At 63.9% G+C, this 24,641-nt stretch carries 25 protein-coding genes; 16 read left to right on the plus strand and 9 right to left on the minus strand.

What is annotated here, in order from left to right:
- Positions 1 to 86 precede the first annotated feature (86 nt).
- The 3 genes from ACFWCF_RS23565 (at position 87) to ACFWCF_RS23575 (ending at position 2,006) form a co-directional block, all read left to right on the plus strand.
- On the plus strand, positions 87 to 587 hold the full coding sequence (locus tag ACFWCF_RS23565; protein WP_378488634.1) for a hypothetical protein: 501 nt from the start codon (positions 87 to 89) through the stop codon (positions 585 to 587).
- A 32-nt stretch (positions 588 to 619) separates the two neighbouring features.
- Complete coding sequence (locus tag ACFWCF_RS23570) at positions 620 to 1,324, plus strand: DUF4352 domain-containing protein (RefSeq protein WP_378488635.1); 705 nt, start codon at positions 620 to 622, stop codon at positions 1,322 to 1,324.
- An 82-nt stretch (positions 1,325 to 1,406) separates the two neighbouring features.
- Positions 1,407 to 2,006 carry a DUF2510 domain-containing protein gene (locus tag ACFWCF_RS23575; RefSeq protein ID WP_378566753.1) on the plus strand — a complete coding sequence of 200 codons (600 nt, stop codon included), beginning with the start codon at positions 1,407 to 1,409 and terminating at the stop codon, positions 2,004 to 2,006.
- A 16-nt stretch (positions 2,007 to 2,022) separates the two neighbouring features.
- Here ACFWCF_RS23575 and ACFWCF_RS23580 read toward each other — a convergent pair whose 3' ends face one another.
- The 3 genes from ACFWCF_RS23580 to ACFWCF_RS23590 all read right to left on the minus strand — a co-directional run bounded on the left by ACFWCF_RS23580 (position 2,023) and on the right by ACFWCF_RS23590 (position 5,363).
- On the minus strand, positions 2,023 to 2,868 hold the full coding sequence (locus tag ACFWCF_RS23580) for an SGNH/GDSL hydrolase family protein (protein WP_378566756.1): 846 nt from the start codon (positions 2,866 to 2,868) through the stop codon (positions 2,023 to 2,025).
- A 171-nt stretch (positions 2,869 to 3,039) separates the two neighbouring features.
- Positions 3,040 to 3,816 (minus strand): hypothetical protein, encoded by a 777-nt coding sequence (locus ACFWCF_RS23585; protein ID WP_378566759.1) that lies wholly within the window; start codon positions 3,814 to 3,816, stop codon positions 3,040 to 3,042.
- A 101-nt stretch (positions 3,817 to 3,917) separates the two neighbouring features.
- On the minus strand, positions 3,918 to 5,363 hold the full coding sequence (locus ACFWCF_RS23590) for a PLP-dependent aminotransferase family protein (RefSeq protein WP_378566761.1): 1,446 nt from the start codon (positions 5,361 to 5,363) through the stop codon (positions 3,918 to 3,920).
- An 80-nt stretch (positions 5,364 to 5,443) separates the two neighbouring features.
- Between ACFWCF_RS23590 and ACFWCF_RS23595 the strand changes: the two genes are divergently transcribed.
- The 4 genes from ACFWCF_RS23595 (at position 5,444) to ACFWCF_RS23610 (ending at position 8,318) form a co-directional block, all read left to right on the plus strand.
- Positions 5,444 to 6,091, plus strand: coding sequence for a pyridoxamine 5'-phosphate oxidase family protein (locus ACFWCF_RS23595; protein ID WP_378566764.1), 648 nt, complete (start codon positions 5,444 to 5,446; stop codon positions 6,089 to 6,091).
- A 66-nt stretch (positions 6,092 to 6,157) separates the two neighbouring features.
- Complete coding sequence (locus ACFWCF_RS23600) at positions 6,158 to 6,784, plus strand: hypothetical protein (RefSeq protein WP_378566767.1); 627 nt, start codon at positions 6,158 to 6,160, stop codon at positions 6,782 to 6,784.
- Positions 6,785 to 6,793: 9 nt separating this feature from the next.
- A complete protein-coding gene (locus ACFWCF_RS23605; RefSeq protein ID WP_378566770.1) occupies positions 6,794 to 7,429 on the plus strand; it encodes an RES family NAD+ phosphorylase in 636 nt (211 codons plus the stop codon).
- Between the two features lie 43 nt (positions 7,430 to 7,472).
- On the plus strand, positions 7,473 to 8,318 hold the full coding sequence (locus ACFWCF_RS23610; protein WP_378566773.1) for a phosphotransferase family protein: 846 nt from the start codon (positions 7,473 to 7,475) through the stop codon (positions 8,316 to 8,318).
- 12 nt (positions 8,319 to 8,330) lie between these two features.
- Here ACFWCF_RS23610 and ACFWCF_RS23615 read toward each other — a convergent pair whose 3' ends face one another.
- Positions 8,331 to 9,374, minus strand: a complete 1,044-nt coding sequence (locus ACFWCF_RS23615; protein ID WP_378566776.1) for an LLM class F420-dependent oxidoreductase — start codon at positions 9,372 to 9,374, stop codon at positions 8,331 to 8,333.
- A gap of 401 nt (positions 9,375 to 9,775) precedes the next feature.
- Between ACFWCF_RS23615 and ACFWCF_RS23620 the strand changes: the two genes are divergently transcribed.
- Entirely contained in the window at positions 9,776 to 10,606 is an 831-nt protein-coding gene (locus ACFWCF_RS23620) for a type IV toxin-antitoxin system AbiEi family antitoxin domain-containing protein (protein ID WP_378566779.1), read from the plus strand.
- Positions 10,603 to 11,466: a nucleotidyl transferase AbiEii/AbiGii toxin family protein gene (locus tag ACFWCF_RS23625; protein WP_378566782.1), complete on the plus strand. Its 864-nt coding sequence runs from the start codon at positions 10,603 to 10,605 to the stop codon at positions 11,464 to 11,466. Before ACFWCF_RS23620 ends, ACFWCF_RS23625 begins: the two co-directional genes overlap by 4 nt.
- Before the next feature lie 632 nt (positions 11,467 to 12,098).
- Here the strand turns inward: ACFWCF_RS23625 and ACFWCF_RS23630 are convergent.
- Both ACFWCF_RS23630 and ACFWCF_RS23635 read right to left on the minus strand, forming a co-directional pair.
- The gene (locus tag ACFWCF_RS23630) at positions 12,099 to 12,548 is read right to left on the minus strand and encodes a DUF6508 domain-containing protein (protein ID WP_378566785.1); all 450 of its coding nucleotides are present in this window, start codon (positions 12,546 to 12,548) and stop codon (positions 12,099 to 12,101) included.
- Between the two features lie 5 nt (positions 12,549 to 12,553).
- The gene (locus ACFWCF_RS23635) at positions 12,554 to 13,819 is read right to left on the minus strand and encodes a VWA domain-containing protein (RefSeq protein WP_378566788.1); all 1,266 of its coding nucleotides are present in this window, start codon (positions 13,817 to 13,819) and stop codon (positions 12,554 to 12,556) included.
- Positions 13,820 to 14,018: 199 nt separating this feature from the next.
- Between ACFWCF_RS23635 and ACFWCF_RS23640 the strand changes: the two genes are divergently transcribed.
- Together ACFWCF_RS23640 and ACFWCF_RS23645 are read left to right on the plus strand one after the other, a co-directional pair.
- The gene (locus ACFWCF_RS23640; RefSeq protein ID WP_378566791.1) at positions 14,019 to 15,209 is read left to right on the plus strand and encodes a Fic family protein; all 1,191 of its coding nucleotides are present in this window, start codon (positions 14,019 to 14,021) and stop codon (positions 15,207 to 15,209) included.
- A 114-nt stretch (positions 15,210 to 15,323) separates the two neighbouring features.
- Positions 15,324 to 15,770 (plus strand): GNAT family N-acetyltransferase, encoded by a 447-nt coding sequence (locus ACFWCF_RS23645; protein WP_378566794.1) that lies wholly within the window; start codon positions 15,324 to 15,326, stop codon positions 15,768 to 15,770.
- 69 nt (positions 15,771 to 15,839) lie between these two features.
- Here the strand turns inward: ACFWCF_RS23645 and ACFWCF_RS23650 are convergent, their stop codons facing one another.
- The 3 genes from ACFWCF_RS23650 to ACFWCF_RS23660 are packed head-to-tail and all read right to left on the minus strand — an operon-like array spanning position 15,840 to position 20,727.
- Complete coding sequence (locus tag ACFWCF_RS23650; RefSeq protein WP_378566797.1) at positions 15,840 to 17,045, minus strand: restriction endonuclease subunit S; 1,206 nt, start codon at positions 17,043 to 17,045, stop codon at positions 15,840 to 15,842.
- Positions 17,042 to 18,655, minus strand: a complete 1,614-nt coding sequence (locus ACFWCF_RS23655; RefSeq protein WP_378566800.1) for a type I restriction-modification system subunit M — start codon at positions 18,653 to 18,655, stop codon at positions 17,042 to 17,044. The genes ACFWCF_RS23650 and ACFWCF_RS23655 overlap by 4 nt, the downstream gene beginning before the upstream one ends.
- A 2-nt stretch (positions 18,656 to 18,657) precedes the next feature.
- Positions 18,658 to 20,727 carry a helix-turn-helix transcriptional regulator gene (locus tag ACFWCF_RS23660; RefSeq protein WP_378566803.1) on the minus strand — a complete coding sequence of 690 codons (2,070 nt, stop codon included), beginning with the start codon at positions 20,725 to 20,727 and terminating at the stop codon, positions 18,658 to 18,660.
- A gap of 176 nt (positions 20,728 to 20,903) precedes the next feature.
- On the opposite strand from ACFWCF_RS23660, the gene ACFWCF_RS23665 reads away from it, so the two are divergent.
- From ACFWCF_RS23665 to ACFWCF_RS23685, 5 genes are all read left to right on the plus strand, one after another.
- Positions 20,904 to 21,752 (plus strand): ribonuclease HI, encoded by an 849-nt coding sequence (locus ACFWCF_RS23665; RefSeq protein ID WP_378566806.1) that lies wholly within the window; start codon positions 20,904 to 20,906, stop codon positions 21,750 to 21,752.
- A gap of 37 nt (positions 21,753 to 21,789) precedes the next feature.
- Positions 21,790 to 22,317, plus strand: a complete 528-nt coding sequence (locus ACFWCF_RS23670; RefSeq protein ID WP_378566809.1) for a DUF2510 domain-containing protein — start codon at positions 21,790 to 21,792, stop codon at positions 22,315 to 22,317.
- A gap of 140 nt (positions 22,318 to 22,457) precedes the next feature.
- Complete coding sequence (locus ACFWCF_RS23675; protein ID WP_378566812.1) at positions 22,458 to 23,273, plus strand: N-formylglutamate amidohydrolase; 816 nt, start codon at positions 22,458 to 22,460, stop codon at positions 23,271 to 23,273.
- Between the two features lie 206 nt (positions 23,274 to 23,479).
- On the plus strand, positions 23,480 to 23,917 hold the full coding sequence (locus tag ACFWCF_RS23680; protein WP_378566815.1) for a helix-turn-helix domain-containing protein: 438 nt from the start codon (positions 23,480 to 23,482) through the stop codon (positions 23,915 to 23,917).
- Position 23,918: 1 nt separating this feature from the next.
- A complete protein-coding gene (locus ACFWCF_RS23685) occupies positions 23,919 to 24,470 on the plus strand; it encodes a PIN domain-containing protein (RefSeq protein WP_378566818.1) in 552 nt (183 codons plus the stop codon).
- The last annotated feature ends 171 nt before the right edge of the window (positions 24,471 to 24,641 follow it).

Raw genomic sequence — 24,641 nt, forward strand, 5'->3', positions numbered from 1 at the left:
AGGGGGGTTATCAGGACGAGAATGGTTCACGGCTCCTGTCGGAACGCACGATTCAGGTGTTCCGATTACTTGATCAGGAGATCGCCGTGACCATTCAGTTCGCTCCTGCGACCACCGTTCCCGACTATTACGCCGATGACCGTCGCACCGCAGGCGACGGCGCCGGCAGCCGCTTCTGGCCGGGTTTCTCGGTGGGCGTGTGTGCCGCAACGATGGTCGGGGCACTCATCGCTACGGGCTTCGTCGTGGCAGATCGAACCCCGCTGTTCGCGATCAGCGGCACCGTCACCCTCATCGACGGCGCCGCTTCCAGCAGCACGTCAGGATTCGAGTGCGAAGGCGCCCGCGGCTACGACGATATCTCTCCTACCGCCGCGGTCCGGGTGTCCGACGCCGCCGGAGCCCTGCTCGCGACGGGTTCGCTCACACACAGCGTGAGCGAAGGAAACTTCTGCACCTTCTTCTTCACCGTCCCCGAGGTGCCGCGCGGCGCGGCGTCCTACGACGTGGAGATCTCCCATCGCGGGTCCGTCTCCTACAACGAGACCGAAGCCGATTCGGGTGTGCATCTCACTCTCGGCAACTGATCCATCAACCTTCTCGAGAAACGAGGCCTGTCATGACCATGCCCAACCAGCCCGATCCGCGTATCCAGCAGCCGAACCCTCAGCATCCGACGCAGCCGGCAGGGTGGCAGCAGTCCGGAGGGTTCGCACCGAACCTGCAGCCCGCGCCGCAGGAACCGAAGAAGCGCAAGAAGTGGCCGTGGATCGTCGGCGCTGTCGTCGCGCTGTTCGTCGTCGTGTCCGTGTCGGGCACCGACGAGGAACCGGCAGGCGGTTCCGACCCGGGCGTCGCGGCACCTGCGGCCGACGCCCCCGCCGCACAGGCACCTGAAGCGGAAGCCCCCGAACCCGAAGAAACGACCGCATCGATGAACATGCCCGTGCGCGACGGCAAGTTCGAGTTCGTCGTCACCGGCGTCCAGACCGGAGTCACCACCCTGGGCGACAACCCGTTCCTGGCGAAAGACGCCCAGGGGCAGTTCGTGATCGTCACGATGACAGTCAGCAACATCTCCGACGCGCCGAAGGGACTGAGCCCCAGCGACCAGAAGCTGATCGACGAGCAGGGACGCACTTTCGGCCCCGATTCCTCGGCGGCGCTGAACCTGGATTCGGACGTGCCGATCTGGGATGAGATCAACCCGGGCAACACCGTCACGATGCCCGTCGTATTCGACATGCCCGCGGACGCCGTCCCCACCGCGATCGAACTGCACGACTCCATGTTCTCCGGCGGAGTCACCGTCTCACTGCAGTAGTTCCCCCTCTCCCTGCCGGTGCGCTCGACGAGGGGTCGGGCGCACCGGTGCTCCCTCTGCCTTTCCTGGAAGGACTCTTTCGATGTCTCCCGACAATTCCCCGGCACCCGCCGGCTGGTACCCGAATCCCGACGGCGGACAGCGCTACTGGGACGGAGCCACATGGCTCGACCTGCCCGACCCCGAGGCCGGTGGCGCTCCCGAGAAGAAGATCCGCAAGAAGCCGATCTTGGTCACGCTGGTCATCATCCTCCTCATCATCGTGGGAGGCACCGTGTCTTGGAAGCTCAACCACGACGCTCAGGTCGCCGCACAGGTGGCCGCAGCGGAGGAGGCCGCACACCAGGAGGCCGAGCGCGTCGCGGCAGAGAAGGCCGCTCAGGAGAGCCGGGACGAGACGGAGCGCGCATCACGGCAGTTCAGTGTGTCGGGCATCGAATCGAGCATCGAGGAGATGGCGAACGAACACGTCACAGAAGGAATGCTCGACGGCCCGGTGCTGTCGGTGACGTGTTCACCGGTCAATGGCGGATCGACCGACAACCTGAGTGAAACCACCACCGTATTCGAGTGTTTCGTGGCGAACGAGGATGTCGGCGGCGGACGGATGCGCGGCTACACCTACCACGCAACGATAAACTGGTCCACCGGCAAATACACGTACGGGTACGGGTCGTCGTAGTGTGCTCCGAAGATCGTCAGCCGGCCTGCAGCACCTCCACCACACGCCGGGCCATGTGCCGCATCCCGGCCTCGGTGGGGTGCAAGGGCCTTGCCAGCGACAGCGGGTACCGCCCCTCGAAGAAACTGTTGCCGGGTAAGGCGCATGCGTCGTGGCCGCCTGCCCCGACTGTGACGTCGACGAATTGGGCTCCGGCGCTGGCAGCTGAGCCTGCCAGTACACGATTCATCCTTGTGAAGAACCCGTTGACGAAGGCTGCGTCGGCGTCGCTGGTGGGGATGTTGGGCCAGCATCCGCGGGTGCCGAAGATGCCGCCGTGGCCGACGAGAAGAACTCGCGCGTTCGGTGCCCGCTGGCCGATGACTCCGAGCGTTGCGGTCACTTTCGGACCGAGTGCACCGAGCGCAGTATCCATTCGCGACGCCACCGCCGGATCGCTCCGGCAGTGCGCATCGACAAGCGGTGCGCCGGTGTAACACGCGGAAATCAATTGGGGCCAGGCGATGTCATTGCCACCGACGCTGACTGTGACGAGTGTGGTGCCGGGTCCGAGCGCGTCGAGCTGAGGCGGCACCGGCCCGGTCGACGTCTGTTGCGGAACAGAGGTGATGTGCTCGGTGCGCGCTCCGGCGCACGAGACGTTCGTGAACGATTCCGGGTGCAGTATCTGCGCCACCACACCCGGGTACCCCAGGTTCGATCGCGCACACCCATCGAGCCACGCAGCGGCGTCGAGATGCGGTCCGGCCGCCCGTGAGTCGCCGAGGGCAACGTAGCGGACGTGTGTGTCTGCAGAACCCAGCGCTGGACTCGACAACACCGCGATCGCAGCAACGATTGTCGCCACGACCAACGCGCGCACCGCGGGGATTGGATTTCGTCCCCCGGCTGCTTCAGATGCACCAACGCTCACGAAGAAGCATTATCCGGTACAAGTGCCGTGACGGCAGGGTAAACGAGACCGACCGCATACACAGATTTCCTAATGCCGCTCCCCGACTCAAGTGGTGTCGGGTTGATCGAACGGTTCACGTCAGCAACCACTGGGCTCGCCTTCCTTGACGACCGACAGAACTGCATCGCCCTCACCGAACAGCGCACCGGCCGGCGGTGCCTGGTCGACGACGATCCAGTTGCGGTCCTGCACCTGCGCACGTCCTTCGCCGGTGGCATCGATGCTCCGCGAATAGAACACGCCGGCAGCTTGAATCCTGTCTTGTGCCGCTTGGAGGTCCATGCACACCACGGCGGGCATGACCGCTGTCGATGTCACTGCCGCAGCGGTTGATGTCACTACTGCGGCAGCGACCGTGCTCGTCGGCGCTACGGTGCGCGCAGTGGTTGCCGCCTCCGTAGACATCGGCACTGTCTGCGTCGGCTGTGCGGCGGCACGAGAGGAAGACTGCGGCGTCGTGACCGCACCGTCCTCGGATGGCGCATCGAGCCCGTCGGAGATGTCACTGATGATCCCGATCAGTACGAAGAATCCTGCAACAACCGCGGCGATCACGACACCGCGGCGCACCTTCGACGGCGGCGGCGGTGGAGGTGGAGGCGCGAACGCTGCCGGATGTCCCGCCAAGAACGCGCGGTGCCCTGCCTCCGCTCGGGCAGCGAGCGAGTCGCGCTCGGCTTTGACTCTGGAGCGATGCTCCCTTATCAGTTTGCCGATGGCGAGGTAGACGAGACCGACCGTGAACATCCACTGGACAAGAGCCGGGACGACATTGCCGTGGATCAGTTCCACGATCGCCAGCCAGAGCGTGATGCCCGCGAACATTCCTGCGAGAACCCTCAGGTAGGGCTTCAAGTGTGCTCCTCCAACTACCCGGCGACACGCACATGGTCGGCGTGGCCTCGTAGGTGAAATCGGGTGCAGCGACCATGCCGTTACCGACTCCCTCGTCACATCTACCCAGCGACCACCTGCCGCACCGCCGTCGCGATCACTGCCGCCACCTCCCCCGCTGCGGATTCGGGCAGGCACGCGTAGCCGCACACCAGCCCACGTGTCCCATGGCCACCTGTGAACTGCGCCGACACCGGCGTCGTTCGCACCCCCAGTTGTTCGGTCGCCTCCGCGACCGCGGCATCGTCGAGACCGTCAGGCAGCCTCAATACCACGTGCAGTCCCGCATCGATACCCACCACGCGCACTTCGTCCAGGTCGTCGGTCTTTCGTCGTAGCGCGTCGACGAACGCGGCGCGGCGCGCCCGGTAGGTGCGCGCCGTCCGCGCGAGATGCCGGGTCAGGGAGCCGTCATCGATGAATGCGGAAAGCGCGAGTGCCGACATCGCGTTCGCACCCTCGCCGCACACGGCGACGGCCTCGGAAATGCTGGCGCGCAACGGGTCCGGGGGAATCAGCCACGCGAGCCGTAGCGTGGGCGACAGGATCTTCGATGCGGTTCCGAGGTAGGCGACACAGTCGCGTCCGCCGTCCACGCTGCGCAGAGCCGGGAGCGCCGACACGTCGTACCGGAACTCGCCGTCGTAGTCGTCCTCGATCACCAGCATTCCCGTCGATCTCGCCCGCTCCACCAGTTCGGCACGACGCGCGACCGGCATGCGCGATCCCAACGGATACTGATGTGCGGGTGTGCAATAGACGGCGGCATCGGTCTCGGCGAGGAGATGTGGAGGCAATCCGTCGCAGTCGACGGGAACCGGTCGGATACGAGCACCCTCGGTGACCAGCGCGCGGCGCGCCCGATGGTATCCGGGATCTTCGAAGGCAACGTCACGTCCGTCGAGTCCGGCAGCCACCGCAAGGACACGTGTGGCGGCAGCAACCCCGGGAAGAATCACGAGATCATCCGGCATCACTGCGATTCCGCGAGTTCGGCGCAGGTGCGCGGCGAGAGAACGTCGAAGCTCGGGGTGGTCAAGCGGGTGGACGCTACCCGCGGTCGGCGGTGCGCTCGCAGCTCGACGCCAGGCCCGCCGCCATGGAGCTTCGGCGATGAGTGCGGTGTCGGGGAGTCCTGGACGGAGGTCGACGACTGCCTGAGTGTGGCTGGTTCGGGGGCGCGGCGTTGGTGCCGCGGCGGGCGCGACAGGATGAGGTCGCGCGTGCGCGCGGGCAGCGATGTCGGCGCCCGGGGAGATGCGGGTAGCAGACCCGGGCACAGCAACGACGAAGCCGGAAGCGGAGAGCTCATCGTATGCCTCGACAACTCCGCCGCGCGCCACTCCCAGCTCTGCGGCGAGCACCCTCGACGACGGGAGCGCGTCACCGATCCGCAGGTGACCGAGCCTGATCTGCTCGACGATCGCTTCCGCAATGCGGTGTCGCAGCGGCGTCTTCCCGTCGAGCACGGTCAACGGCAGGTGGACGGAAGGGGATACGCGTGGCACGCCTGCCAGAATACTGGTCTGCCACTATTGCTGGAATGTGGATCTGTTCTCCGGTCCAGATTGCCGGCAGGGTCGATGTCATGGACACTCTGACTCGTTATCCCGACCGCGCCCGTACCGACCGCGAAGACCTCGATCACGTGCTCGATAGTGCTTCGACCTGCACGTTCGCCACTGTGCTCGACGGACAGCCGTGGCTGGTGCCGATGTTCTACGCCCGGGATGGCGACCGGATCCTGCTGCACGGCTCCACCGGGGCCGGCGCGCTGCGGCACGTCGCAGCAGGGACGCCCGTTGCCATGAGCGTGATGCTTCTCGACGGCATCGTCGTCGCCGAGGATCTGTATCACTCGTCGGCCAACTACCGGTCGGCCGTGGTCCGCGGGACCATCGAGCAACTCAGCGGGGACGAGGCACTCGACGCGCTGAACTGCTTGTCCGACAAATTGATTCCCGATCGCAGCACCGAGGTCCCCGGCCCGATTCCCAAACAACTCGCCGCCACCTCGGCGCTGGCCCTGACGATCCGGCCTGGGCAATGGACGGTGAAGGCACGTAATGCACCGCCAACACGGACGGACACGCCGGGCCCGTGGGCCGGGGTGGTGCCGTTGCGTACCGTCGCCGAGCGTCCGATTCCGGCGCCGTGGATATCCGACGATGCGCCACTCCCCACGTCGGTGCAGCGCCTGATCGCCGGTTACGGTTCGGCGGCACGAGCGCGGTAGCGTCCCCCCAGCTTCGCGCTATCATGAATTTGTCCCTGATAATGGGTGAAAGCGAGAGTGGGTGTGGTGAACGACGCCGCGGATGCCAGCACCGAAGCCCGCTACCTGCGCGGTGATCTCGGTTTCGAGGATGCGCTGCGAGAGGTGACCGGCACCGACGTCGGCCGGAAGTTCTTCGCCCAGATCCTGCACAGCCTGTCCGACCGGAACCCAGCAACACCGCCCCTGTCCGACCACGACGCGGCCCTGCTCGATCAGGCCGGATTCGTCGACGACCCGGCCGCAGCGGCGGCCGTACGGGTGGGGCGCGACATCCGCATGCAGGAACTGGTCCGCAATTCCCTGTCGATCGCTGAGGCAGCAGACCGTATCGGGGTGACCGCGGCTCGGATCCGTCAACGCCTCGGCGACGGCACCCTGTGGGCGTTTACGTCGGGCCGTAACCGATTGCTGCCGCCCGCCCAGTTCACTGACACCGGGACGGTGCCGCACCTCGACCAGGTGATGCCGTTACTGGCGAAGGATCTGCACCCTCTGACAGTGCAGGCGTTGCTGACCCTCCCACAACCGTCCCTGACCGTGGAGGGCCGACCGGTGTCGATCGTGGCGTGGCTGACCGGCAGCGCCGGAACCGCCGCCGATATCGAACAGGCCCGTGACGTGATCACCGCCGCCGAATGGGAATCGGCATAGATGGGGTCGATGCTGCCCACACCACCGACTATCGCAGACCTTCGTGGTGCGGGCGTGCGCGGCGAGGAAGTGTTCCACTGGCAACCGGCCGAGCTCGTGTGGCGGGTGCATCGCACTACCGGAACCCATGTGCTGCCGTGGCATGGCATGCGCGCATTCGGCCCGATCCGGCGGTTCGACTACCACCCGCCCCCGAGAGCCGAACATCCCGGCTACGGCATCTGGTACGGCGCCTCCAGTCCCCGCGGCGGGCTGGCCGAGGCGTTCCAAAGCTCCCGTGTCATCGACCGCCACCGCGGCGATCCGTATCTGACGGGGCTGCGATTCACCCGCCCGCTGAGACTGCTCGATGTGTCCGGCATCGGCGAGGGAACGTGGGCGACCCGGGTCGGCGGCAACCATGCCCGCGACTCCGCAGCGCATGGCCGAACCCAACACTGGGCCCGCACCATTCACCGCGCCCACGACGATCTCGACGGGATCATCTATCGCGGCCGGTTCGCCGGGAGTGTCTGCATCGCGATCACCGAACGCGCCACCGACGCATTCCCCTCGCTGCCGGCGCTGTCGCTCCCGTTGTCGCATCCCGGGTTGTCCGGGCCGATCGACAGCGCGGCCTATCGGCTCGGCTACACCACTACCTGACGCTGCAGTCCCGCAGTCTGCCAGTTCCGTAATGTGGATGCTCATGCTCTCCGCACTCGACCGCCTGACCCAGCCGCAACAGACAGCACTGCGTCGCCGATTTCCCGAGTTCGACGTGGTCGCCGACATGAGCTGGAACCTCGTGGAGACCACCGTTCTGCAGATCGCCACACCCGACGGCCGGCTCGTCGTCAAGGCCGGCGGCGCAGCGGATCATCACATCGCCCGCGAGATCCGGGCTCACGAAGTCTGGACGGGCCCGTGGGTCGCGACCGGCCATGCGGCTCGGATGGTCCACTCGGACCGCGACGCCAAGCTCGTGGTGACCGAGTTCCTACCAGGACGGCTCGTCCAGGACGACGCTGCGATGTTCAACCTCGATACGTACGCGCAGGCCGGGCAGCTTCTTGCCACATTTCACACACAGGAGAGTGTCGAAGACGACGGGTACGAGCGGCGCGCCAACGACAAATCGTTGCGCTGGCTCGCGGCGCCTCACCGCATCGAACCCGACGTTGCTGAGCGCCTGCGGGCGATGATCCGGGCGTGGCCCGCTCCCACTGCGACGCTGGTACCGACACACGGCGACTGGCAGAGCCGAAATTGGATCGTCGACGACGGGATCGTCCGGGTGATCGACTTCGGGCGGACGGATCTTCGGCCCGCTATCGAAGACTTCGACAGATTGGCGGCGCGCGAGTTCGTCCGTATCCCTGGAGCTGAAGGTGCATTTCTGGGCGGTTACGGCACCGACCCACGTGAGCCGAACGGCTGGTTCCGCCAACGTATTCGCGCCGCCATCGGAAACGCGGTGTGGGCATTTCAAGTGGGCGACGAGGCCTTCGAGGCCGAGGGGCACCACATGATCGCTCAGCTACTCGGAAGATAATATGCCTACCCGTCACGCATCCACGATGGTGCGCAACTTCTCGACCTGCGCGACACGTCCCGCTGCGTCGGGAGCGAGGGCTTTGACGTTCAGCGTCGTCGCGCCCGACTCCTTGAACGCCGCGACCCGTTCACGCACGTAACCTTCGGGGCCGATCAGCGAGATGGCCCGCACCAGCTCGTCGGGCACGGCCGCAGCGGCCTCTTTCTTCTTGCCGTCCAGGTACAGGTCCTGAATGGTCTTGGCTTCGGCCTCGTATCCGTATCGGCAGGCGAGGTCGTTGTAGAAGTTCTTGCCGCGTGCGCCCATTCCGCCGATGTACAGCGCCAGGTGCGGTTTGACGGCATCGAGCAGGTGATCGACGTCGTCTCCGATCGCGAGAGCCGGACCGGCGTAGACCTCGAGATCACCGAGCGACGAATCACGACGTGCCGCGCCCTTCGCAAGCGACTCGCCCCACACGTCTTGGGCCCGCTCGGGATGGTAGAAGATCGGCTGCCATCCCTCCGCGATCTCCGCCGTCAACGCCACGTTCTTCGGTCCCAGTGCCGCCACGACGATCGGGATGCGCTCGCGCACCGGATGGTTGATGAGCTTGAGCGGCTTGCCGAGACCGGTGCCCTTCTCCGGAGGAAGTGGGATCTGGTAGTACTTGCCGTCGTGGCGCACCGGTTCGCGTCGCCACACCTGCCTGCAGATGTCGACGAGTTCGCGGGTACGACCCAACGGGGCGTCGTACGGCACACCGTGGAAACCTTCGATCACCTGCGGACCCGACGCGCCGATTCCGAGCACGAACCGGCCGTCGGACACGTAGTCGAGACCGGCCGCGGTCATCGCCATCAGCGACGGAGTGCGGGTGTAGATCTGGAAGATTCCGGACGCCAACTGCACTCGCGAGGTCTTCGCCGCGAGGTATCCGAGTTGGCTGACGGCGTCGAACGAGTACGCCTCCGCCATGAAGATGATGTCGAGTCCGGCGCGTTCGAGATCGGCGGCCTCCGCGACGGTCTCGGTGAACCCGCCGCTGTAGGTGATCATCGTTCCGATGCGCATCGGCAATACTCCCATCGAGCTACCCGGCATCGATTACGGACCCGAGCTTCGCGAACCTGAGGACTTGGGCAGTTCAACACTCAGCGGCATCCGGCACAAAGACACATCACCGATGCGATGCATCAGCAATGCCTATGCCGAACCTTGTTCCTGGCCTGGTCGACGCTCGGAGGCACGTCGCCTGAATATGCGACCTGTGAGGCCGAGAACAGCTTCGGCTCCGACGGCCGTCGAACACGACAACGCGGCCCTACGTCGCACTGCAGAACATGTCTGGGATGTCTCCATGCCAGCGATGGTCGGTGATTACGCACTTGGGTACTCAAGACTTACTGCATTAATAGAGCCATATACTGCAAAACTAACCCTAGTATATTATCGAAGCAGCCAAGAGGAGGGGCATGTCTGCTGCACTCGATCTTGCCGACCTGGCCGCTGAGCAGTGGGGTTTGGTGACTACCGCGCAGGCGCGATCGGTGGGCGTGTCAGCACAAGCGGTGGCGCGCCTGACTCGTCAGGGCGCTCTCGAAAGACTCACACACGGCGTCTACCGGGTGAGTGGCGCTCCGCCATCACCGCTCGATGACCTTCGCGCGGCATGGCTAACCCTCGATCCAGCAAGGAAGGCCAGCGAGCATCTCCGAGAGCGAACACCGGCTGTGGTCTCGCATCGGTCTGCAGCCGAGATCCACCAACTGGGGGATCTCGAGGCAGATCGGCTCGAGTTCACCACAGGTCATCGCAAGCAGACACGACGACCGGATGTTCGCCTTCACCGCGGGACGGTCGATCCCGCAGAGTGGACGGTGGTTGATGGCCTGCCTGTCACGTCCGTGATCCGGACTGTCGTCGATCTGGCCACCCAGCATATCGATGGGGGCCACCTCGCCAGCGTCGTACGGGACGCGCTGACCAGACGGCAGGTCGACGATCATCAACTCATCACCGCGCTTCGGCGGTTCGCGCTCCGCTACGGTGCACCGATAGGCAACGGCCAGGCACTTCTCCAACGGCTCCTCCAGGAGGCCGGGATCTCCGAATCCATCGGCCGCGCGGTAGAACTCACCGGATCAAGAGCACGAGGGTCGGCAACGCTCGAAGCCCTCCACACTTCAGAAGAACTCGAGAGAATTCGAGAACAACTAGCCTCGATCCAACGTGCGATAGCGCAGTCCGCGCAGCGGAGCGACGAGACGCGTCTTCCCGCAAAAGGCTCAGAGGAGCGCGAGTGAGCACTGTCAACGGCTCGTCTCAGTACGCCACCTCGAATGCATTCCGCAGAGCACTCGAAGACCGACTCAAGCGCGAAGCGAAGACCAGGGGACGAGTACTCGCGGAGCTACGGCGCGAGTTCCTGTTCCAGCGGTTTCTCGCCTTGATCTTTTCGGCAACGGACAGCAAGTGGGTGCTCAAAGGCGGAGCAAGCCTTCTGATGAGGCTCACACAAGCCCGATTCTCCAAAGACCTTGACCTACTCCGCCTCGGAGAGATCACGCCGGACGCGGCGATAGCTGAACTGCGAGATCTCACCGCTCCCCGGGAGAACGACCACCTTACATTCGTCATCGAGGAGGGAATCGCCTACCGCCACACCAACCCGATCATCGAGATCAGCGTCACCGCCTACATCGGCGCCAAGTACAGCAGCTTCCCCCTCGATCTCCCGCGCGAGCTGCACCTGGTGGCCGAGCCCGAACGGATCAGGCCAACCCCCGTGGTGGACATGCCGGGCCTGGCCAAGCTGCCCGAGGTCGTGGTCTATCCATTGGCGAACCAGGTGGCCGACAAAGTCTGTGCGATGTACGAACGCTACGGCGAGCTCGAGAGCCCTTCGTCTCGGTACCGCGATCGATCCGACATTTCACGTCATGGAGTCCGCACTAGAATATGTAGGCAACTGCCTCAACCCACTCCTGGACGGCTCGCGCAAGCGGGGGCGGTGGCAGGCCGGCAGCGGTTGGTCGGATTGACGCGGTTCAACCCCGCATCCTCAGCTGTGCCGTATAGAGCTGCGTTGAATCTGATAGAACAACCATTCGAGTTGACGGAAACCCCCGCACATGGGAATATCCCTCCACTGACCTTGAAATAGGTCGACCCCGGCAGGTGCGCCAACACCGAACCGGGGTCTGGGTACACAACAGAAGTGAGCTGTCATGCACCGTACGGTGGATTCTATCCGCACTCCTCACAGAGGCGTGCACCAGCAACGAGCCGCGAGCGCGATATTCCGCGCCGGCCATTATCTCACCTGGCCACCAGGTTCTTCACCGACGTCCTGACTTCTCGCCCCTCGATCCTGCTCCGGCAGCCGGTCGAGGGGCTTGAGGTGTTTGCCGCCTGCACCGGTGTACACAAGGGCCGTTTCGGTAACCACGGCACACCGGCAGGCACCGTCGCTTGTCTCCCACAGTCCGACGTCAGCGCATCGACGCTGCGAACCGGGTTCCATTCCCGCGTTCGAAACCGACTGGGCGCCAGTATCCTTCGTCTCCGCAGCTGGTGGTGGAGCACCCGATCGTGAGGGTCGACACGAACGACCGGGTCCAGTACAGCCACACGTCACCTCCGACGTGGGGCCAAAAGTATTGGCCGAGATGGTCTATCGGGGTATGGCGACCGGGCAGCATTGGGGAAGGGGCCGAAGGCAAGCTCAGGGACCCGTAGGGTCTCCGCATGGTCGAGGTCAGTCGCCCGCAGGGCGTCCGTTTCCCTTTCTCTCCCTCACTCCGCGTTACCGGTGGAGTCTAGAAGTCGGTGCAGCAGTGTCTGCGTCATGTGCTCCTCGAACGACCACAGCAGCGTGCCCGATGAGAACCGATCTCCTCGAACGATGACCGTCAAGTACCGCAGGCAATCCTCCGCCGACGCCCCGGCAAGCGCAGCAACATCGCCGCGCTCGACGTGCTGTTTCCCTTCCCATCCAGGCCAGTCGAAGGGAACGACCAGATCCCGCTTGTACAGGAAATCGACAGTGTCGCCGATGATGGGTGCTTCGATCGGATACCCCTGATCAACGATGCCGGCGGTGCCGGCGGCTGAATTCGCTTGCCGTTGGAAGGGCGCGCCATGTTCGTCGATCTGCTCGACCAACGCCCGCAACTCTGCCCAGTCCGCCGGGACCAATGCGTCCAGCGCAGAGCGGAATTGCGCGTCGTCGTTCCCGTCACCCACTGAGTTCATCGGATGATCCCGGCTGCGTGTGCCGCACGCAGCCAGTCGGGGAATTCGCTGAGCAGACGACGGTACAGCTCGGCGTCGCTGATCTTGCCGATGTCGTCGACGCTGAAGAATCCGGCGTTGTCGACGACGCGACCGCTCATGGTGTCGAGATTTTCGAGGACTCCGTAGTTGGCCTTGCCGAGCCCGACGAACTGCCAGAACGCCGGGAGCCCCGACGCCTCTTTCATCAGTCCGCTGATCTGCTTCTTCTGGTAGAAGCCGCCGTCGGTGAAGAACAGCACCAGAGTCGGCATCGTCGTGCCGGGAGTGAGTGAGGAGATGATCTCGCCCATGATGGGCAGTTCGTCGTTGATCCCACCGATGCGCTTGTAGTCGATGCCGCCGTGGACGCCGTTGATGTGCAGGTATGTCGACGACCACTCTTCGACTTCGTGGACGGTGATGTCGGGGAGCCGGGCGAACGACTGGGCGTACAGGTAGGGTTCGAGAGTTCCGTCGTCATCGACCTGCGCGGCGATGGGAACCATGCGCTCGACGACCTCGTGAATGCGCTTCTTCGAATACTGCCTGCTCATGCTGCCGGTCTTGTCGATGACGAGGACCACGCGCGCCCGCACTCCGGGCTCCCCCTTGTCGAGCAGGACCTTCGCGACTTCGCGTTTGCGCAGATCGAGCTTCTGACGTTTCTCGAGCGACAGCTTCTCCTCACCGGCAACAGTCCGGACACCGTTCTGATCTGCGGCGACCGGTGGGGGCGACGGCGGGGCGTCATCGACTTGCACGCCGTGTTCGGTGACGAGGGCGGACAGTCCGGCATCCCAGCCGGCGGAGACGTTGCGGATCTTCCACTCACCGTTGCGTCGGTAGACCTCGAGGAGCACTGCCGCTCGTTCGGTGGTCAGTTCCAGCGCCTTCGCGGTCGCGGTTCCTGCTGGATGGGCGACGTCGACTCCGAGCCCGGGTACGGAGGCAAGACTCCCGGCGACGCTGTCGTCGAGAGCCACTGCGATGGAAAGCCGTTCGATTGATGGAGGGATGGTCGCGAGATCGAGGGCGACGCGGTCGGCGGCGACCAGCCGGACGGCGCCTTCGGGCGAGGCGGGTTGGTTGAAGAACACGAAGTCACTGTCGCTGCGGACTTTGCCGTCGGCGCCGAGCTGGAAGACCATCAAGTCGACGGTCCCCTGCTTCGCGCCGGAGACCGACACGGTCACCGCGCCAGTGCCGATGGTGGTGTTCTGTCCGCGTGCCAATTCCGTCATGACTGATTCTTACCTCAAGCTCCACCGGCGACGGTTCGGGCGGCCATTACGTCGATGACTGATGGCTGGCTCTTCATACACCACCGCCGCGCTTAGCTACGTTTACAAATGAGAAATACGGTATGGTTGCACATAGTTACGTTTATTCTGGTTAAACTACGGTATAGCTACGCATAGTTACGTTTCCTGAGGGAGCTGCATGGTCTGGCCATCGCACCGAATCGAGAGGCGATCGTGGAACCCGCGACAGCGACAGGGGTCGCGCGACGACCGGACTCTCGAAAACATCGAGGTGTCCATTCCCCCGATGATCGCCTCCCTGGAGTACGACGCTGTCGGTGCTGTCGCTCGGGCTCAGGAGGCGGCCGTCATCGCCGTCGCTCGACTCGAGGCCGGCTTCGGCGACCATCTGGCACCGTTGTCCGATTTCTTGCTCCGGAGCGAATCAGTGGCCTCGTCGAAGATCGAGCACATCGACGCGGGGTGGCGTGCGTTCGGGAAGGCAGCGGCCGGCGGGAAAGCCAGCGATGAGGCCAAGTCGCAACTCGCCGCCGTGCAGGCGCTGATCGCGATGGTCGACACCGCCGGCAAGGGGCCGATCACCCTGGAAAGCCTCCTCGCTGCACACAGACTGCTGATGGCCCCCGACTACTACACCGCGAGCGATTCCGGTGCGGTACGCGAAGTCCAGAACTGGATCGGTGGCAGCGACTACACCCCGATCAATGCTCTGCACGTACCTCCACCTCCTGAATTGGTCCCGGAGTTGATGGCAGATCTCCTGGCGTTTGCCAACCGCACCGACCTGCCGATCATCGCCCAGGCAGCGCTGGCGCACGCGCAGTTCGAATCCATCCACCCCTTCACCGACGGCAACGGTCGAATCGGCCGTGCGTTGATCAGCGCAATCCTGCGCCGACGCGGCCTGACCCGCCGGGTCACGGTTCCTCTGGCCTCGGTGATGCTCGCCAATACTCGTCGCTACTTCGACAAACTCACCCGCTACCGCGACGGTGACGCAGACGGATTCGTCGAGTATGTTGCTGTCGCCGCGATCCATTCCAGCGAGGCGGCGCAAGAAACAGCCCGAGCACTTTCCGAGCTTCCCGACCGGTGGCGGGCGATGGCGAAACCACGCGCCAACTCGGCCGACGCGAAACTACTCGACGCCCTGCTCGACACTCCTGTATTCAATGCCGATGCCGCACAGCAAATTACCGGCACAACCGACGTCAGCACCTATCGGGCGCTGGACCGGCTCACCGAGGCGGGGGTGCTCGAAGTCCTGTCGGAGAGGAAACGGAATCGAATCTGGGCAGTGACGGACGTGCTGGCCGAACTCGACGCACTCAGCGCTGCGATCGGTAAACGCACCACCGATCATGTGTGACGGAGGCTGACGCGCCAGGCTGCCCCAATTCTTGTCCTTCAGCACTTTGCATTGCAGCGGCTTCGAGATCTCCATCTGCAGTGGCGCGCCATCGATGAACAGTAGGATCGACTCATGCCAGCGATCAAGCATGCATCCCTCGCGGCCATCGACCCTGTCACCTTGTACAAGATCCTGATGCTGCGCACCGACGTGTTCGTCCACGAGCAGCGCATCGTCGACGAGCCAGAATTGGACGGTGTCGATCTCGAGCCGTTCACCGAGTTGTACTGGATCGAAGAGAACAATGCGGTGGTGGCGACGCTTCGCTTGATCAATGACGGCGACCCCGCCCATATCGGCCGGGTTGCAACAGCGCGCTCGGCTCGTGGCCGTGGGCTCGCGGCCGGTCTCATCGAGGCCGCTGTGGCTGCGTCTCCAACCGCGGTCGAGATATCAGCGCAGGCGCGACTCGAAAAGTGGTACGAGCGCTTCGGATTCGCCCGCACAGGACCGAACTACATCGAGGCCGGGATCAACCACGTCCCGATGCGCGTGACCACGACACGGCCGCCTCGGTAGGAAACTCGATTTGGGTGGATTTTGCCCGGAGAGCGGGCAAGAATCCACCCAAATCCGTGGTCGGTCTGGCTACAACACGGCTTCGACAGACTTCTCAGCGTCGCGGACGCGGAGCTCGCCGGACATCAGGCGTGGGAGCAGTGCATCACGAAGCGTAGTGAGCGAGCGTGACTCGGTCGCCGCGCTCACAGAAACTCTGTGCAACTCAGCAGCCTTGGCCGAGAAATCTGCAACAACATCCCGATCTGGAATTGCGACCGGCAGTGTCTTGAACCGTCCTCGCGGAATCTCAAGGAAGGTGGCTCCGTTTGCGTGGGCGATAAACTCATCGACGCGTGCACGCATGTCATGGAACAGCCACCATTGGTTCTCTGGGTCTTTCGCGTTCACCACGATAAACCCTTGGTTCACGGCGATGCCTTCCTCCGCAATGGCGAACGCACCAATCGTCGCTCGTGAGGTCATCAGGACGGAACCGGCCGGGTACAGCTTCGCTGAACTGTTGGCGAGTCCTTCTTCCGTGATCGATCTCGCCGTCGATCCGATCGATGGGACATCGAGCGCTGTAACATCCGTCGGTGTGGCCCAAGGGATATCGCCATCCCAATACTCCGACATGGTGGTCTTCGGGGTTCCACCGCCGCCGATTACAGCAACATCATCGTAGGCTGACCCGACCTCGTCCAAGCAAACCGACCGACTTGAGATCTCCCGAAAGTGGACACGTGCGAGTTCATCAGCGGTTGCGGCCAGCTTGCGGTTTGCGGCGATCTTGTCGTCGAGGGCGCCGAGGACCTCGGCGATTGCATACTGCCCCTCAAGGGCTGGCAACAAACCGAGCTCAAAGTCCCTGATGTCCGCGACATTAAGATGCGCAACTGTCGAACCTGCTGCGCGATCCTGAAGTCGCTGCTGCGCCATCGGAGATCCGAGAAAATAGTACAAGAATCTCGAGTCCACGACGTCTGGATTGGGACGAATGAGGACAGTGCGCTGTCCCGGAGCTACATTCTCGCCGACCGGAATTCTCACAATTGGCCCAACTGGCGCCTCACGCGCAAAGAGCAGATCGCCGACGCGCGGACTGAGTCTGCGCGTCCACTTCTCAAATGTATCTCTCGATATGCGGCGCGCTTGGGAGTAATCGATTACCCCGTCACGCATCGCAGGCGTACCGACTGCAAAGAACTCTCCAGCCTCATCAATCGGAGCAGTCTTGTGCTCACAATCGACAATGGATATGCAAACCTCGTCCAGACTCACCGGTCCGATCACTCCACCCTCCCCAACTGCTCGCGCGCAACAGCCTGGAGACGCGCCGACTCGTCGAACTGCTCGTACAGTTCCTTCGTCAACCGCGCGATCTTCTCTTGGATCGGCTCACCGTCATCTTCGAGTGGCGCCGCACCCACATACCGACCCGGCGTCAGCGCGTAGTCAGCTTCCTTGATCTCAGCCAAAGAAGCCGAATAGCAGAAGCCCGGCTCGTCGACGTATTCGACACCCTTCGCGGATTCTGTTCCCCGCCAAGCATGGAACGTGCCCGCAATCTTCGCGATATCGTCGTCCGACAACGCCCGCTCCGCGCGGTCGACCATGTAACCGAGGTTGCGGGCGTCGATAAACAGCACCTGCCCGCGCCGATCGATCGAACCCTTCACACCTGGCGCCTTGTCCTTCGCAAAGAACCACGTGCACACCGGGATACCGGTGCTGCGGAACAGCTGCGTCGGCAACGCCACCATGCACGACACCAGATCCGCCTCGACCAGACGCGCGCGGATCTCGCCCTCACCACCGGAGTTCGACGACATCGAACCGTTCGCCATCACCACACCTGCGCTGCCCTTTTCGGCAAGCTTCGCGATGATGTGCTGAATCCACGCGTAGTTCGCGTTACCGGCCGGCGGCACACCGAACTTCCACCGCTTGTCGTCTTCGCGGCGCGACCAATCCTTGATGTTGAACGGCGGATTGGCCATCACATAGTCGGCAAGGAGATCGGGGTGCTTGTCCTGAGCGAACGTGTCTTCCCACCGATCACCGAGCTGGGCGGTGATGCCGTGGATCGCGAGGTTCATCTTCGCCATCCGCCACGTGCGCTCGTTGAGTTCCTGCCCGTACACCGAGATATCGGCGGGGCTACCGCCGTGATGTTCGGTGAACTTCTCTGCCTGCACGAACATGCCACCCGAACCACAAGCCGGGTCGTAGACACGTCCGTTGTACGGCTCGAGCATCTCGACGAGAACGCGCACAACACCTGCAGGCGTGTAGAACTCGCCACCACGCTTACCCTCGGCACGGGCGAACTTTTCCAGGAAGTACTCGTATACCTCCCCGAGCAGGTCGCGGGCCTTACGTGCTCCCTCGCCTGTGAAGCGGGTGTCGTTGAGCAAATCCAGGAGCTCACCAAGGCGACGCTGGTCGACATTGTCGCGGTTGAAGATGATGGGGAGTGTGCCGGCGAGGGTGGAGTTCTCCTCCATCAAGCCGCGCATTGCAGCGTCGATCAGTTGGCCGATGGTTCGGCCTTCGATCCCGGACGACTCCTGGATACCCTTCGCGTTCTGCGCGAGGTAGTCCCAGCGCGCCTCCTCAGGCACCCAGAACACGGTGGATCCGAGGTATTCGTCGCGGTCGTCGATCAGCGACGCCACGCCTTCCTCGTCCAGACCGTCGGCGATCAGTTCCGCTTCGAGCTGCTGGCGGCGTTCTTCGAACGCGTCCGACACGTACTTGAGGAACACCAGCCCGAGGATGACGTCCTTGTACTGGGACGCGTCCATGGAACCGCGCAGTTTATCGGCGGCCTTCCACAGCGTATCCTTCAGTTCCTTCATGGTCGACGGTGCCGTGACCGTCGCCTTCTTCCTCGGTGGCATCTTCACCCTTCCTCTGGGACGTGCCGGTTTTCTACAGTGACGGACAGGACTCCGCGAGTCACGCCGTCGATCATTGTGTCGGTCAGTTCATTCACGCTGTCGAGCAGGTTCTGCGCTTCGCGTCGTCGTGTGTCGAATTCCCGCAACGTTTCTACGACGGCGCCGACGCGGTCGGGGGCGATCACCGGAATCGTCCAGTCCTTCCACCGCCGGCCCGCCCGGATCGCTCCAGTGGGTTTCTCCACAGCGGCAAGCTTCTTCACGTGCCGGACGATGACCTCGGGGACAAGACCGTCGACTGCGCCGTTGCGCACCCTCAGCACTCGTGCAGGCGCGACCACGAGCGATGAACCCTCGGCGTCGATGGTGATTCCGAATCTCGGTGACGTGCAGAACACGATGTCGCCAGGTTCGCTGTAGCGGCTGCTCGGATATTTCGTGGTGTGCACGAGTCTGTCTACACCGCGCTCCCCGATCACCCTCTCCCCCAGCAGCTCTGCTGGCCCGATCGCGCGGACCTTTCCATCGGGTTCGAGATCGCCCTCGTCGATCCGATTGCCGGGCACGAGGCTGAGTTTGTGCTGGGCTACGAGGTCGCCGGCCGTGGGTAGCGTTGCGACTCCTGCTCGGTCGTATTCGACCGTCACACGGAGATCACCCTCGATGCGGTGTGCATGACTGTTCGTGGCATCGACCAGCGACATCACCCGGCTCGCCACTTCGTCTCCCCGGCCGGAGGGCCGCACGTGACGAGTCGCGACAAGTCCCCTGCCGTCGTCGGCGAGGAGGTCTGCCGTCCTGTAGATCGCGCCGAACTGGAATGCGTGCGCACAGACCGAATCCCACGATCCCATCGCGGCCACCACATCGGACACGACACCGTCGATGGTCGGGTGATCGAGCGGGCGGTCGCTGACGTCGGCCAGCACTGTCCACTGGTCGGCCGGCGCGATCTGAGCGTCGGCGGCGCCCAGCACCCAGAGCGCCATCGCCGTTCCGGGTTTCGTGACGAGCAACCCCTCGGGCAGCCGGATTGCCGCGCGAAGCCGACCCGACCGGAGGATGCCCGATCGGATCGACAGTGTGTCGCGGTCGCGCACCGGGTCGACCAGCACAGCCGCAGGTGCAATGACCACTGCGTAGTGTTCGCTGCTCATCTGCACCGTGATGTTGTCGACCTCGGTGAGCATCTCGATCGGTGAGTACCCGAGCGTGGACGGCGAGGGGTACTGGGTCAAGAACAGTGCGGGTCGGTCGATCGAGAAGTCGTTGCCGAACCCGCCCTCGGGTGCGGGGTGTCGCCGCCAGCGGTGCATGGCGAGGCGTCGACGCGCGAGTCGGGCGGACGCGGTGTTTGCGCGACCGGTGATCGCGATCGGCTCGATGTCTTCGGACAGTTCTTTCCGCAGGGCGACGAACAGGTCGCTGCTGTCGATCGAAGGATCGACGAATGCCGCACGATCGTCGTAGACGAGAGCCGTTGCGACACTTACGCACAACTCATGCGCACCCGCTGCAAGGGTCGACGCCGCCAGTTCCGGCATCGGACGACGAAAGCGCTGCGACATCAACGCTTCGAATGCCCGCTCGGGCGTGTACGCGGCGTCGGCCATGCGGTCGGCATGCCGCGCATAGGTGACGAGGTGATCGCCGAGCGCGTCGAGTTCCCGATACAGGTAGGCGTCGTCTGGATCGAGGTTGTCGGCCTCATCGAGGATGTCGTCGCCGTCGAGGTCGGCAAGTGGCGTTCCGAGCTGAGCCTTGAGGCACAGCAATGCTGTGATCCCCGCGAACACGCTTTCAGGGTCGGCGTCGGTGGGATGGTCGAGCGCCGCGTGGATCGCGACGTCTTCTGCGAGGGCGTCGTTGTTGCCGAGCTTGCGCTCCTTCAGCCAGTCGACGACATCGGCTGCGGCGAACCTCTCCTGCCGTGCATCGATCCGGACGGGCTGCGGAAACGGCCGGTCGGTGTCGTTGTAGCGGGTGCGCCACACAGAGACGACGGGTCGCTGCACACCGGCGAGCGATGCAATGTCGCTCTTGGTGAGCAGCAGGACCGGTTCATCGATCACGTCGTCGGCCCCTTTCCGTAGTTCCCGCGACGCCTGCCGTGTTCGTCCAAGAATCTATCGGGACCCCCGGACACGAGCGTTACGCAATACGATATCCCCCCTTATCGCCTCGTTCCTTACTCTCTTTCGCTGCTCCGAACCATGATCTTGGCAGCCGAAGACGAGGGAGAAACCACATGCTCGCCGCGATCCACATCCGTCAGATCCACACCGGTCCGAACACCATGACCTGCGCCGTTCTCGCCACCGATACCGATGTCACGCTGTTCACCAGGGAAGGTAAGGACGACGCCGACCGGTACCAGGCCGGCCTCGACGCCTTCGCTGCCCTGTACGAGCGTGCCCGCGATACGTCGGCGAGGCTCCATATTTCTGATGCCGACCTCCGGCGGGCCTTGAAGTCCGTGTCGGACTCGTTCCCCGCCGTCGAGTCCGTCGATACCCCGTTCGGTCCGCTCGGCACACTGCTTCAGCACGCCTCCGACGCTATCGGCGCACACGTCGCCGCGCTCCTCGCAGAGGAGGAAGCACGGCGCGAAGCAGCGCATGCAGCCCTGCCGCCGCTGGTCGTTGCCACCGATGCATCCAAGGCCAGGAATCTGCACGGCACCGGCCTCGGATGCATCTCCGAGACGGGCGCTCGCCGCATGCACATGGTGCCCGAAGCCCGCTCGATCCTCGAAGGTGAACTGCTCGCCATCGAGATGGCCACGACCAAGTTCTCCGACCGCGATCTGCACATCCTCACCGACAGCCGGCTCGCGATCGCATGCCTCGAGGGCACCTACCAAGGACGCCCCGGGATCTCCGCGGTGGTCGATCGCATTCACCGCTCGATCAAGGGCCGAGCGGTGCAGTTCTCCTGGGTGCGCGGACACGACGGACACCCGCTCAACGAAGCAGCACACCGTCTCGCTGTGGCGGCACGGCGCTGCTACGACGCGAACGCATCACATGCGGTAGCGGAGGAAATTGCACGCAACATTGTTGCCTCACTCGATGAATCTCGCTCGGCAACAGCATGAATGAGACAGACAAGTTCCAGACCCGAAAGGATTCTCCATGAACCTCACTGCCGGATGGCATCCAGACCCGCATAACCCCGGCCTCGAACGGTGGTGGGACGGTCAGCAATGGGGCGAGCAGACTCGACCCAACGCTGCTCTCCACACGCCTCCGACCGACCGGCGATACACGGCCAACCTGATCGCTGCGCTCGTCGCGAGCGGCGGCATCGTCATCGGGAGCTTGGGCCCTTGGGCGAGCTTCTTTGCGTTCTCCAAGAGCGGGGTGGATGGCGACGGCATCATCACCTTGATCCTGGGCGTAGTTGCCGCGGTGTCGCTGTTCTTACGGTTTTCCCAAGGCGCCGATGTCTGGGCAGCACTGCGCTGGGGCACACCCGTCGTGGGAGTGATCTGCCTGGTGATCGCGATCGTCGACATCATGAACCTCACGTCGGTCACCGGTGAGTTCTTCGGGGAGACAGTCGGCGTCCAGATCGGTTGGGGACTGTGGCTCCTGCTGATTTCCTCCGCGGCGCTGTGCCTGACGTCGTCCTCCATCATGAAGCGGCCACCGAAGGCGTGACCTCCGTCAGCCGTACATGTCGTGTCCGAGATCGACGTCAGCCTCGACAACCAGACCGGCGAGGCATTGCTCGGCCCATCGACGACTACAGCGGAACTGCCGAACGCTGCGAGCTCGGCCATACCGAGGAGGGGAAACACGTGCCCAGCGCTGCACTCGTCACACCAGGAGACAATCGGTCTCCGGTACTCATCCACGTGCCACACGCATCCCGCGTCATCACGCCAGATGTGCGCGCGGACCTGCTCCTGACCGAGGCTGAACTCGCCGCCGAGCTCGACGAATCGACCGACACCGCCACCGACGAGATCGCCGCGGCGGCACTGCGCCATACCCTGCGGCGTCCGACTGTCGTGGTCAACATGCTCTCGCGCCTAGTGATCGATCCCGAACGGTTTCCCGACGCAGGAGAGCCGGCCCACACCTTCGGGCGGGGTGCGGTCTACACCCGCACCTGCACTGGCACACGGCTACGACCCGAGCCGTACCCCCGTGCCACCGAACTGATCGAGGCTCACTTCCGCCCCTACGCCGACGCGGTCACCGCAGCAGTCGACGATCGTCTGGACACGTGCGGGCGTGCGGTGATCATCGACCTGCACTCGTATCCCGAGAATCCATCCGGCTTCGAGGACCCCGCTGCCGCGCGCCCGGCATTGTGCATCGGCACCGACCCGGACCACACACCCGATTGGCTTCTCGACGCGACCCGTGGCGCATTCGCGTCCCTCACCGAACTCGACCAAATCGCCGAAAACACACCCTATTCCGGATGTTACGTGCCGCTGCGTCACTACCGCCACAATGAGCGTGTGGTGTCGGTGATGATCGAGGTGCGCCGCGACGTCTACCTCACCAAGCCACGTACCCCAGACGCTGCGCGCGTCGACCGGCTCGGCGGTGCTTTGGCCACCCTCATCGACGAAATCACTACACGGGTGGCGGCCGATGAGTAACCAAGCCCGGACTGCGCTGCACGCCTGCCCCGCTTGCGTGGGTTGCCTCACGCGTCGCGGTGGGCGGGATTCGATCCGGGTCGGGGAACGCGACGTCATCTGTGGTTTGGAGGCAGACTACCCTGACATGTCGTTGCGTTTATTTCGAATGCTGCGTATATTGCGTTTGAAGTGTCATGACGTTTCGGATGGATGCGAGGTGAGTTATGTCCGATGGTGAGCAGCCCAGTCTTATCGAACAAGAGCAGGCGCGTCAGGCGCTCCAGGTCTTGCGTGGCGTCGAGCCGGGAGCTGGCGAGACTCTCGATGTGACCGTTGCGGGCACTACAGAGTCGGTGCACCTGCCTCGCACCACCCTGAACCTGATCCGCGATGTGTTGGCCAACATGGCAGCAGGGCAAGGCGTCACCGTGGTCCCTGCGCATGCAGAGTTGACGACGCAACAGGCTGCACAAATGCTGAATGTCTCGCGCCCCCATGTAATCAAGCTGCTGAATGAAGGGCATATCGACTATCGACTGGTCGGCCGCCATCGCCGAATCCTCGCTTCGTCACTTCTTTCGTACCAACGTTCCCAGCTGAGAAGTGCACGCACTGCTGCAGATGAACTCGCGGCATTGACGGACGATCTCGGGCTGTACTGACGTGACATTCACTGTGCTGTACGACGCAAATGTGTTGTATCCGAATGTTTTGCGGGATGTGTTGATCAGACTCGCGCAGACCGGGCTTGTGCACGCGCGGTGGACCGATCGCATTCTCGACGAGAGTTTCGGGAACTTGGCGGAGGACCGTCCAGATATCCCGGCCGCGAGAATGAAGAAGCTGCGCGAACTGATGAACGCGGCTGTACCAGACTGCCTGATCACCGGATACGAGAAACTCATCCCAGCCCTCACTCTGCCTGACGAGAATGATCGCCATGTGCTCGCCGCGGCGATTCGAGCTGGAGCTCAGGTCATCGTCACCGCAAACTTGCGAGATTTCCCCGAGTCTGCGCTCGCACAGTTCGGTGTTGAGGCCAAGCACCCGGATGAGTTCGTGATGGACTTGTTCAATCTGGACGGGGCGCGGGTCCATCAGGCGGTCAGCGCGACTGCCGCCGCCTGGCGCAATCCGCCCGGAACACCCTCGGATGTATGTGACCGGCTCGCCGCGGCCGGTTTGCCGATCTCTGCTGCGGCTCTCCGGCGATAGGGACCGCGCGGTAACCCAGCGCAGCTGAAGCGCTTCGGCCGCACGCCCGGTGGCTCGTCGCCTTTCAACAGTGTGGATTGGGGGCCCGGGTGAGGGGGCGGAAGCCCCCAAAATTGTGACCCAACGACAAACCCCCATTGGCCCAGCGGCCGCACCCCCACCCCGCCGGGG

The organism is Rhodococcus sp. NPDC060090, assembly GCF_042729855.1.
In the GTDB taxonomy this organism is placed as follows: Bacteria; Actinomycetota; Actinomycetes; order Mycobacteriales; family Mycobacteriaceae; genus Rhodococcus.

Excerpts from the sequence above, each read along its gene's own strand:
- ACFWCF_RS23610 (WP_378566773.1), top strand. The coding sequence starts at position 7,473 with ATGCTCTCCGCACTCGACCGCCTGACCCAGCCGCAACAGACAGCACTG.
- ACFWCF_RS23640 (WP_378566791.1), top strand. The coding sequence starts at position 14,019 with ATGGTCTGGCCATCGCACCGAATCGAGAGGCGATCGTGGAACCCGCGA.
- ACFWCF_RS23680 (WP_378566815.1), top strand. The coding sequence starts at position 23,480 with ATGTCCGATGGTGAGCAGCCCAGTCTTATCGAACAAGAGCAGGCGCGT.
- ACFWCF_RS23595 (WP_378566764.1), top strand. The coding sequence starts at position 5,444 with ATGGACACTCTGACTCGTTATCCCGACCGCGCCCGTACCGACCGCGAA.
- ACFWCF_RS23620 (WP_378566779.1), top strand. The coding sequence starts at position 9,776 with ATGTCTGCTGCACTCGATCTTGCCGACCTGGCCGCTGAGCAGTGGGGT.
- ACFWCF_RS23605 (WP_378566770.1), top strand. The coding sequence starts at position 6,794 with ATGCTGCCCACACCACCGACTATCGCAGACCTTCGTGGTGCGGGCGTG.
- ACFWCF_RS23635 (WP_378566788.1), bottom strand. The coding sequence starts at position 13,819 with ATGACGGAATTGGCACGCGGACAGAACACCACCATCGGCACTGGCGCG.
- ACFWCF_RS23575 (WP_378566753.1), top strand. The coding sequence starts at position 1,407 with ATGTCTCCCGACAATTCCCCGGCACCCGCCGGCTGGTACCCGAATCCC.
- ACFWCF_RS23645 (WP_378566794.1), top strand. The coding sequence starts at position 15,324 with ATGCCAGCGATCAAGCATGCATCCCTCGCGGCCATCGACCCTGTCACC.
- ACFWCF_RS23665 (WP_378566806.1), top strand. The coding sequence starts at position 20,904 with ATGCTCGCCGCGATCCACATCCGTCAGATCCACACCGGTCCGAACACC.
- ACFWCF_RS23670 (WP_378566809.1), top strand. The coding sequence starts at position 21,790 with ATGAACCTCACTGCCGGATGGCATCCAGACCCGCATAACCCCGGCCTC.
- ACFWCF_RS23570 (WP_378488635.1), top strand. The coding sequence starts at position 620 with ATGACCATGCCCAACCAGCCCGATCCGCGTATCCAGCAGCCGAACCCT.
- ACFWCF_RS23615 (WP_378566776.1), bottom strand. The coding sequence starts at position 9,374 with ATGCGCATCGGAACGATGATCACCTACAGCGGCGGGTTCACCGAGACC.
- ACFWCF_RS23655 (WP_378566800.1), bottom strand. The coding sequence starts at position 18,655 with ATGCCACCGAGGAAGAAGGCGACGGTCACGGCACCGTCGACCATGAAG.